The organism is Streptococcus sp. Z556, assembly GCF_053010225.1.
Map to the genome: position 1 here is coordinate 410,228 of NZ_JBRKNU010000002.1, position 8,915 is coordinate 419,142.

Genomic DNA, 8,915 nt, shown 5'->3' on the forward strand with positions numbered 1-8,915 from the left:
TTATTCTACTCCTTTATAGTAATGACGAAGATTTTTATGAATACTTTGTAAAATAAATTGAAACTTTTGATCAATCAAGTCACTTAATAAGCTATAATCTTCTTTGCTACTTAGTAATTTTTTTGAGCCATCTATCATAATTGATAAGTTTGGTTTTTTGCTCTCAATCATTAAAACCCCAATTGGATTTCTATCATATCCATATATTTTTTTACCAAAGTAACAACGTGATTTCATTGTAACTTTTTTTAGCTCCTCTTTATCAAAATTACTAAAGTCTTTGCTCATTACTTGACAATACCTATCAAAATTAGTATCAGGATCTGGAAGTGCAACTCTCATAAAAAAATCATCGTTTTCATTATGGAAACACTTAGAAATATAATTATCGTTTGGTTCAAAAGTATTACCAAATTGGGTCTTTACAAAGTGCGAATTGTTACTATGTCTAGCAATATTTATAAATTTATTTTCCTTATATAAATAAAATGTTATACGTTCTGAATTTTCTAATTTTAATATATCACTAAAATCATGTAATAGATCATATGGCAAAGATTGCAAAGCCTGTTTTAATTGTTCTAACTCATCACCAAGCTTTAAAAGCTTTTCATTCTTTTCCGCGATTTTATCATCACAGTCTGAACTAATGTCGTTAATTTCTACTGCACGATTTACCTCACTAATATAATTAAATAGCAATAAAATTAAAATGATAATTAGAAAAATTTTAAAATTCTCGTTTATATATTTAACCATTTCGTTGTGAACAACTACAAACGATAAAAGGGTTAGGAGAATAGAAGGAAGTATCTCCAATATATACTTTAATATTCCCTTTTCTTTCACAGACTTCAACCAAATTTTTATTGATTTCATCATTTAATCTCTTACTGCTCTCTTTCTATATAATGATCATTATATCATTTTTTATCTAATAATTATCTTATAAAATACTATCTTTTTCAGATAACTTAATTTGATTAGAATTTATACGCAAATAAAATAAATTGTTGGGGTTGAAATTTTATCTCAAAAGAATAACTTAACAAAGTAATTATTTTATATACTGATTACTACAATAGTTAACAAATTAAAAGTACTTAAATTATTTTTTAGTATTTGAGGTCAAGAATTAACTTGATCTCTTTTTCTATTCACTTCATGTTTTAAATACGAAAAACCTTTGTACAATTTCGTATGCTTCAATTACAATCAACTACTCTCCTACCCAAAATATTTATCCACCAATTCCTGAATCCTACCTTCTTTCGCAGCTAGAATGGTATCTTCTAAAACAAAATGTTATCTTTACCTATTCATAGTCTCTTAATTTACCTGTTTTATACTGTTCAACCAATTCCCATAGATTATGAGTAGTTAAATCTGGTACAAAAATAAATTACTTTTTTAATGCACTCATAAATTAGCCCTTCGTCACTTATCAATTTTCCTCCAGCTCTCTCAACCGTTCCTGTCCCATCTTCAACATCTCTTCCTCCACCTTACTCCATTTTCCGAAGAGGCATTCTTGTAAAACTTCTGCTGCTGAGATTTGATCTACTTCCGAATCATAAACACACGATTGATCTCTTTGAAAAATTTGAATTTGATTAAAAAGTTTATCCTTTTCCAACTCCCATAAGTTATCAACTAAATCTTCTACAATTCCATCATGGTGCTCTTTGGGAGTCGCTCTCGCTTGACTAGGGTCTATAGCATGGAGCTCTTCATAACGTATCAAGGTACTGAGATAGGACAATTCTGGTTTGGTCGCAATTAGTGCAAGTGAGACTTGATATCCTTTAGTTATCAATAATTGTGCCGTTTTTCTAGGAACTTCTGTTGTTCTCAAGGTGCCCTCGATTAACAAATGATAACCTTGTTTACTCAATTCATCTACTAGATATTCAACCATTTGGCCCGCAAATACTTTGGTATAATCCACACTATCTTTTCCATACTTTTCCTGTAAGCCAAGGTAGTTCGGATGAAAAGAGCGATAACTATCTCCATCAATGATAATGATATTGCCTTGAAATTCCCTTTGTTTCACACGATGAATCGTTGTCTTACCAGCACCACTCTGTCCACCGAGCAAAATAGCCTTAGGATGAGATGAGCTTGTTTTTCCACGAGTTAAAGAACGAACGAGTCGTTCGGATGCTCGTTCAAAATCATCTTGACTAAATTCTTCTAGTTTCATTAAGCCACCACTAGATGACTAGCTAGTTCTAGCATACGTTCAATGCCATCTAAATAGCCATTATACCGCTCCACATCCTCAAAAGTTGCAACAAGATAAATCTTCGTGTTAATCAAATCAGAAAGATCATCGCTCATTAGTACCCAAGGATTAGAAGTATCGTCAAATGCAATTCCTTGTACATCTTGAAAACGATAAAGTTGCGCTAAGATATTCGCCCCTCGTTCTTTAATCACTTCAATTTTCAGAGTTAACTGATAATCTTCTACTGGTGTGAGCATTTTTTCCTCCCCTACGATATCGATATAAGAAACATTAAATTTCTTGCAGATACGATCTATTAATTCTGTCGAAACTCGACTTGTCCCATTTTCATAACGACTCAGACTATTTCTAGAGATACCAATGATCTTTGCAAACTCAGGCTGCGTTAATTTATGTTTTTTGCGTAACGTTTTTATATTTTCTCCAATCATGTAACTCCTCCTTTTATTTATTTCTATTATAGCACAAAAAAGACAAATGCACCATTTTTGGTGCATTGTTGCCGATAGACAGAATTCCACATATTTAGTTATTGAAGAAAAAGTACTATGAAGCTGTTCAAAAAGTCTTTAAGAATATAAAAAAGTAAGAAAACTACAATCGAAAACATATTGGAGATATGAATCTATGGTATACTAGTGATAATAAATTGTTATCGGTAGGAGGTTTAAATGTGATTTTTCTATGTTTCAGTATAAAGGATAGAGAGACAATTGCCGAAAAAATATTAAATCATCTATTAAGTTTTGGATTTGAGGTTTGGTATGACAGAAAAGACATTTTTTTAGGTGACAATAGATTCGATGTCAACTTAAAGAATGGAGCAGGCGGCAGTAACATTAAATATGCTGTTATAATTATAAGTGAAAGTTTCCAAAAAGGAGATTACTGCAACAGAGAATTAAATATTCTATGGCAACGTAAATTAAAGAATGAGGTATCTATATTCCCAATATTTTACAATATGCCTATTAATCAAATCCCCAAAAACTTTCAATTTCTTTTAGAATTTGTATGTAAATTTATTTCTAATAGTGATGAAAGCATATTTACTGCATATCACATTGTTTCAAAAATCACAGATGATTTATTGACGAAAACATACGATAAGACATTCCAATATTATGCAAATAATTGTCAAGACAACTATATAACCGAAATAATTATTCTATATTTATCTATGGATAGAAGTAATTACAATTCTAAAATGACAATACTATATTTACTTTATACGTATATTAAATCGACGAAGGATTTCTCTCAAATTCCTAGTTACTATTATTTTGGCTTTGAAAAATTATATTCATTCACAAAGTTAAATATCAATACAGATTTAAGGGAACTACAAATTTTAGAAAATTTATCTCTTTTACTGCTAAATTCATTTTATAAATAAGAGGCTGGGCAAAAAGTCAATTTCCGCAGACAATGAAGTAAATCCTCCCACAATAAAACGCATAGTATCAACGTTTTTCAAGGCTTGATATTATGCGTTTTTCTGGTTTTAAAGACTTTTTGCCCAACCCCTTAGGGTTTTCTATTTATTTCTTTAAGAATCTCAATAACAGTAGAAGTAATGTCTTCTATATCATTACTATTTAGTTTATTCTCATATCGTTCCAAATAATAGGGGAGATTATTTTCCTTTAAAGTAGTAAAAATTTTTTCAGCTGAGAAACCTGTTGATACTAATGGAATCACATTGAGTCCATTATCTTGCGAAACTTGAAATTCTGTAAGCACACCTTCACTATGAGTTCCCTCTTCAGATTGACCATATAAAAATATACTAGTTGAACAATTAGATATCATTTTTTCAATAAGGGATACTCTTTCCTCGTCTTTAGCAGGTTTATGTTTAAATGTGTGATCAATGTATGGCATAATGGTAAGTTTGTTATGAATATATTGTTCGCTCAATCCCATTAATTTTCTTGCAGAATTGGAAATAATATAGGAACCTAATCTCTTACCATCTCCACTATAAATATTATAACCATTATCAAGTAGTTTCTCAACAAGCGCCTTGCAAAGCTTATTAGCATAATTTTCTTCTTCAGTAGAAAAATCTCTAAAAGATCCTGAAATAAAAATATTTTTTTCTTTATAAAGCTGATGTAAATGGTGTAGAAAATCATCAATTTCATTGAAATCATCTACATATATAGTCTTTATATTATAACTGTTTTCAAAATATCTCTTTTCAATTTTCTCAAATTCAGGATGTTCAGTATCTTTAACAGCTACACGATAATGGAAATTATTCAAATGTGGAAGACTTCTTTTTATCTCAGATAAACAATTCAATACTAAGTTATCAGAAAAGCTATAACCTATAAAAATAAACGAATTTAGTATTAGTTCACGTTTTAGCTGTTCAAATAATACTTGTTGCTCAACTAAATACTTATTATAGTCATTTTCTGTAATAACCATGGATTTTGTATCTGTCAAAGATCCATTCATTTTAAAGACTTTGTATTTTTTATTTTCATTTATTTTTACTAAATTTTCACTATTGTAGATAACTGACGGAATCAACTGTGTCTCGTTTTCAATCATAGATTCGATGACGGTATCAAAATTGGTAGTCCAAAATTCAGTTATTGGTAATTGCAATAATGCTTTAATATGTTTTGAATAATTTGTTGTTGTAACTTTTTTGGAGAAGGCGTTTGAAATATTGGTTTCTAAATAAGATCTACTCATATGGAGTTCGTAAAACTGGGCAAACTTATAAAAATTTGTTTCTTCTTTATCGTTAATTTCAAATTCTGATTCGAATAAATCTTTCCACGATTTACCTGTGAAATCATATGTGGCTCCTGCTCCACAAAATACAGCTATTTGATTTTTTCTTAATTTATCCACAATATTAGCTATTTCACTTTTATAGTCAGTAAAGTTCATTTTTTCTCCTACCGATAACAATTTATTATCACTATACAAAGCATCCAAATAAGTTTATAATAGCATGATTATTGATAAAGGAGTTATTCATGGATTATACACTTATTTCTACTTTCTTAGACCACTGCGAAACTCATAGACGCTTAAGTTCACATACGATTCGAGCCTACAAAAATGATCTTTTGCAATTTTACAATTCAAATTACAGCAGTGTGGAAACCTATGTTGAACATTTGACGAAATCCAATATTAAATCTAATACATTACGTCGCAAAATTGCTAGTTTGAAGGTGTTTTACAGCTACTTAAAATTTCATAATTTAGTTGATGAGAATCCTTTTAATCAATTACGTTTTCAATTTAGAACGGAAAAAATATTACCTAAAACGATTCCTTATGATATTTTGAAAAGTATTTTTTCACATCTAGAACAGAAAGTTGCCTGTTCAAAAACTAAATATCAAAAACAAAAAGCTGAAAGAAATTTGCTGATCATTTCCCTATTGCTTTCAACTGGTATTAGGATTTCCGAACTTTGTCATATTCATCTTAAAAATATTAATCTTTCAAATAGGACTCTCCATATTATGGGAAAAGGTAAGAAAGAACGTATCCTATTTTTAGGAGATCAAATAACATTTAGCTTACTAGAAACATATATAAATAACTACTGCTTTCAATCCAGTGACTACCTATTCTCTGGAAAATATTCTTTCAAACCATTGTCAGAGCAAAGTGTACGTTTAATTCTAAATACCCTTGTTAAACAACATAACTTAACTACACCTATTACCCCCCATATGTTTAGACATAGTTTCGCAACAATGCTTCTAGATAATGATGTAGATATTCGATACATTCAACAAATTCTTGGACATAGTTCTATCTCAGTCACACAAATCTATACTCATGTATCTCAGTCAAAGCAAAAAGAAATTCTAACTCTGTGTAATCCCATCACTTCAATTCATTCACAGTCAAAAAAATAGGGATACCTTCATAGAGGTAACCCTATCTTGAATAGTCAAGTCCAGTATCGTCGCGAGCTTCGCCGTTATAGGCAAAGGGATGACCTATCGTGTCTGTCCTTGTCTTTCTTGCTCCATAGAGATGATAGCTAGTTGAGGCGACGGCTTGTCCATCCTTGGTCAAGCCTGTCACAGAGTCTGATTGGTTAGTCAAGTAGTTGTAGCTGTGATCTGTTTGGTTGTTGAGGTAGCTAGCTTTTCTGAGTTCTTCTCAGAAGCGATGTTGGTATCAATATAGTCAGCTAGAAGTAAACTTTATAGTGAGCCATAAGTAAAATCTCCTGAAGAAATTCTTCAAGAGATTTTTTAATGTTAATTAATAGTCGAGAATATCCATATTCAATGAAATGATATTTAATCTATTTCAGATTTTCCGAATAAATCTTTAGTAATTAAGGGCAATCTTCCAAATCCTATAAAACCTGTGTTCCTATCGTCAAAGTATCCTTCACGGAATAACACTATTCCACCACTACTGACCACATTCTCAATATACTCGCTATTTTCAGCTATTGTCTTTGAAAAACCTGACTGTAAAAAAGTTGTAATTTTAAGTCCCTCTGGTAACAATAATAAATGAGCTGTTAGTTTTGCTATCAAGATTGAAACAATGTCTGGAACAGATTCTCTATCTAATATTTGAATTCCACCAAAAAATTTTACTTTATTATTCTTCGTGATCATAATCTCATCAGAATAAATTGCATTCCTAACCTCTAGGTGTTGGTTTTTTAGCAATTTCCAAAGTTTATAATATTGGATTATCCTACTATTATCATTAAAGCAATCATCCCCTAATACTAAGTATAGATCAAAATTATTTTTAGTTGAATAGTCATATAATTGCGAAATCAAATGTTGTAAATACTCCTCCCTTCTTCTATAGTCACCAACAATCTCCCAACGTATAGCATTTATCCTTTGATTTGTCATCAAATCAAAAGGTAAAGTTTTTACATCAATTTCTTTCCTAATAATCATAGTGATTCCCTTCCATATCATTAAAGTGAGGTCCTCTGTTCTGATACGGGTCATCCAGATAAATATGTTCTCCAGCATCATCTCTGATAGTTATAGTATTCTTTCTACCATTTTGAATTTGATCAAATTCATAAGTTCTACCCGGCTGTCTACGACCTCTTCTATCAAAATTCGGTTCTACCCTGTCAGGACTTTGACTAGTGGGAATCCCACTATGTCTTTTTGCCTCATTAAAAGCACCTTTTCTTCCAGCCCCTTCTGGTGATAAATTAGGTGGTCGTGTACCTGTAGCCCAGCTTTTATTTCCTTGAACAATATCAGAAGACTTAGCCTTAGGCTTCTCCGCAAACATTTGGAGATTCTCTACTGTCATTGGTATACGTCCATCCGTAGGCTTCGTCGTCACCACATCAGCCTTAGGAGCCTTCTTAGGAGACACACTACCTGCTCCGTTGGTAAAGGTGTTAAAGGCAAAGTTCATGGCGACTGTTTGGCCAGTAATCTTATTTCCTGTGGCCAAATCAATACCTGTGTCAATCGCAGTCTCAACCGCAGATTCCACTCCAATCTTGGCAACTTGTCGAACTGCTTGATTGCCAATATTTTGGGTCACATTGGTTGCTAGACCAGCTCCTGCTCCCATCAATTGGCCACCAATAAGACCTGAGATTGCACCTGTTCCTGCTCCTTTGGCAATCGAACCAACCAATTCCCAACCACGTTGACCAGAACTATAGGCATCATATCCTGAGATGATTGCTCCAGAGGCTGCACCACCGATAGCCATCGCTACAGGGGCTCCAAGACCTCCAGTCGCTACGGTAAGAGCAATACCGACACCGATAGCTCCCGCAGTTACGGCAACCTTCTTCCAGTCGACATTTTTCACGAAATCAACGACTTGATTCTTGACTCGTTCAGCTGTTGTACAGACATGTTTTAAGGTGTTCTGCAAGGCTGTACCCCAGTTTCGAAGGAGATTCATACCTTCTCGGATGGTTGGGGAAGAGCTCAAGCCTGTTGCCAGCGCATAGGCAGACCGAACCACTTGTTGGCGCTTAGCCTCTATCTGTGCTGCCGCTTGTTGGTATTTCTGTTGTACATAGTCACTGGCACTATTGTAGGCTGTTTGAACCTTATTCCACTGTCTGCCAACCCAGTTAACACCTCTATCAATCTGTCTACCAACCCAGTTAATGCCTCTATCAATCTGTCTGCCAACCCAGTTAACGCCTCTACTAATCTGTCTGCCAACCCAATTAACGCCTCTACTAATTTGTCTGCCAGCCCAACTAACGCCTCTACTAATTTGTCTGCCAGCCCAATTAAGACCTGACTTAACATAGTTCCAGCCTTTTTTGATACTGTTCCAGAAGTTCCCACTTGGGTCGGTATAGTTAACGGGGTTGTTCTGCACATAGCTGTAGCGGTTCTGGCTGAGAGGATCCGTCGCCTCACCTGGGTAGCTATCCTCGCTTAAGAAAGTACCTCCCTGACTATCATAATACCTTGCGCGTAAATAGTCAAGTCCGGTATCGTCGCGAGCTTCACCGTTATAGGCGAATGGATTCCCTGTCGTGTCTGTGCTTGTCTTTCTTGCTCCATAGAGGTTATAGTGACTGGACGCGACGGCTTGTCCATCCTTGGTCAAGCCTGTCACAGAGCCTGACTGGTTAGTCAAGTAGTTATAGCTGTCACCTGTTTGGTTGTTGAGATAGCTAGCTCGACCCTGACCATAGCTATAG

At 33.6% G+C, this 8,915-nt stretch carries 9 protein-coding genes; 2 read left to right on the forward strand and 7 right to left on the reverse strand.

What is annotated here, in order from left to right; translation table 11 throughout:
• From ACVC7S_RS04390 to pezA, 3 genes are all read right to left on the reverse strand, one after another.
• Positions 1 to 882 carry a hypothetical protein gene (locus tag ACVC7S_RS04390; protein WP_447266324.1) on the reverse strand — a complete coding sequence of 294 codons (882 nt, stop codon included), beginning with the start codon at positions 880 to 882 and terminating at the stop codon, positions 1 to 3.
• Positions 883 to 1,444: 562 nt separating this feature from the next.
• The gene (gene pezT / locus ACVC7S_RS04395) at positions 1,445 to 2,206 is read right to left on the reverse strand and encodes a type II toxin-antitoxin system toxin PezT (RefSeq protein ID WP_447266325.1); all 762 of its coding nucleotides are present in this window, start codon (positions 2,204 to 2,206) and stop codon (positions 1,445 to 1,447) included.
• Complete coding sequence (gene pezA / locus ACVC7S_RS04400; RefSeq protein ID WP_447266326.1) at positions 2,206 to 2,682, reverse strand: type II toxin-antitoxin system antitoxin PezA; 477 nt, start codon at positions 2,680 to 2,682, stop codon at positions 2,206 to 2,208. Before pezA ends, pezT begins: the two co-directional genes overlap by 1 nt.
• 188 nt (positions 2,683 to 2,870) lie before the next feature.
• Between pezA and ACVC7S_RS04405 the strand changes: the two genes are divergently transcribed.
• Complete coding sequence (locus tag ACVC7S_RS04405) at positions 2,871 to 3,647, forward strand: toll/interleukin-1 receptor domain-containing protein (protein WP_447266327.1); 777 nt, start codon at positions 2,871 to 2,873, stop codon at positions 3,645 to 3,647.
• A 131-nt stretch (positions 3,648 to 3,778) separates the two neighbouring features.
• Here ACVC7S_RS04405 and ACVC7S_RS04410 read toward each other — a convergent pair whose 3' ends face one another.
• Complete coding sequence (locus ACVC7S_RS04410) at positions 3,779 to 5,161, reverse strand: SIR2 family protein (RefSeq protein ID WP_447266328.1); 1,383 nt, start codon at positions 5,159 to 5,161, stop codon at positions 3,779 to 3,781.
• Between the two features lie 89 nt (positions 5,162 to 5,250).
• Between ACVC7S_RS04410 and ACVC7S_RS04415 the strand changes: the two genes are divergently transcribed.
• Entirely contained in the window at positions 5,251 to 6,150 is a 900-nt protein-coding gene (locus ACVC7S_RS04415; protein ID WP_447266329.1) for a tyrosine-type recombinase/integrase, read from the forward strand.
• Positions 6,151 to 6,172: 22 nt separating this feature from the next.
• Here ACVC7S_RS04415 and ACVC7S_RS04420 read toward each other — a convergent pair whose 3' ends face one another.
• From ACVC7S_RS04420 to ACVC7S_RS04430, 3 genes are all read right to left on the reverse strand, one after another.
• Positions 6,173 to 6,343, reverse strand: a complete 171-nt coding sequence (locus ACVC7S_RS04420) for a hypothetical protein (protein ID WP_447266330.1) — start codon at positions 6,341 to 6,343, stop codon at positions 6,173 to 6,175.
• A gap of 200 nt (positions 6,344 to 6,543) precedes the next feature.
• Positions 6,544 to 7,170, reverse strand: a complete 627-nt coding sequence (locus ACVC7S_RS04425) for a hypothetical protein (RefSeq protein ID WP_447266331.1) — start codon at positions 7,168 to 7,170, stop codon at positions 6,544 to 6,546.
• A partial coding sequence (locus ACVC7S_RS04430; RefSeq protein WP_447266332.1) for an RHS repeat-associated core domain-containing protein occupies positions 7,160 to 8,915 on the reverse strand: 1,756 nt, incomplete at its 5' end. The genes ACVC7S_RS04425 and ACVC7S_RS04430, both read right to left, overlap by 11 nt.

What these genes read in the sequence shown, in the direction of transcription:
- ACVC7S_RS04390 (WP_447266324.1), bottom strand. Translation starts at nt 882, where the DNA reads ATGATGAAATCAATAAAAATTTGGTTGAAGTCTGTGAAAGAAAAGGGA.
- pezT (WP_447266325.1), bottom strand. Translation starts at nt 2,206, where the DNA reads ATGAAACTAGAAGAATTTAGTCAAGATGATTTTGAACGAGCATCCGAA.
- pezA (WP_447266326.1), bottom strand. Translation starts at nt 2,682, where the DNA reads ATGATTGGAGAAAATATAAAAACGTTACGCAAAAAACATAAATTAACG.
- ACVC7S_RS04405 (WP_447266327.1), top strand. Translation starts at nt 2,871, where the DNA reads ATGAATCTATGGTATACTAGTGATAATAAATTGTTATCGGTAGGAGGT.
- ACVC7S_RS04410 (WP_447266328.1), bottom strand. Translation starts at nt 5,161, where the DNA reads ATGAACTTTACTGACTATAAAAGTGAAATAGCTAATATTGTGGATAAA.
- ACVC7S_RS04415 (WP_447266329.1), top strand. Translation starts at nt 5,251, where the DNA reads ATGGATTATACACTTATTTCTACTTTCTTAGACCACTGCGAAACTCAT.
- ACVC7S_RS04425 (WP_447266331.1), bottom strand. Translation starts at nt 7,170, where the DNA reads ATGATTATTAGGAAAGAAATTGATGTAAAAACTTTACCTTTTGATTTG.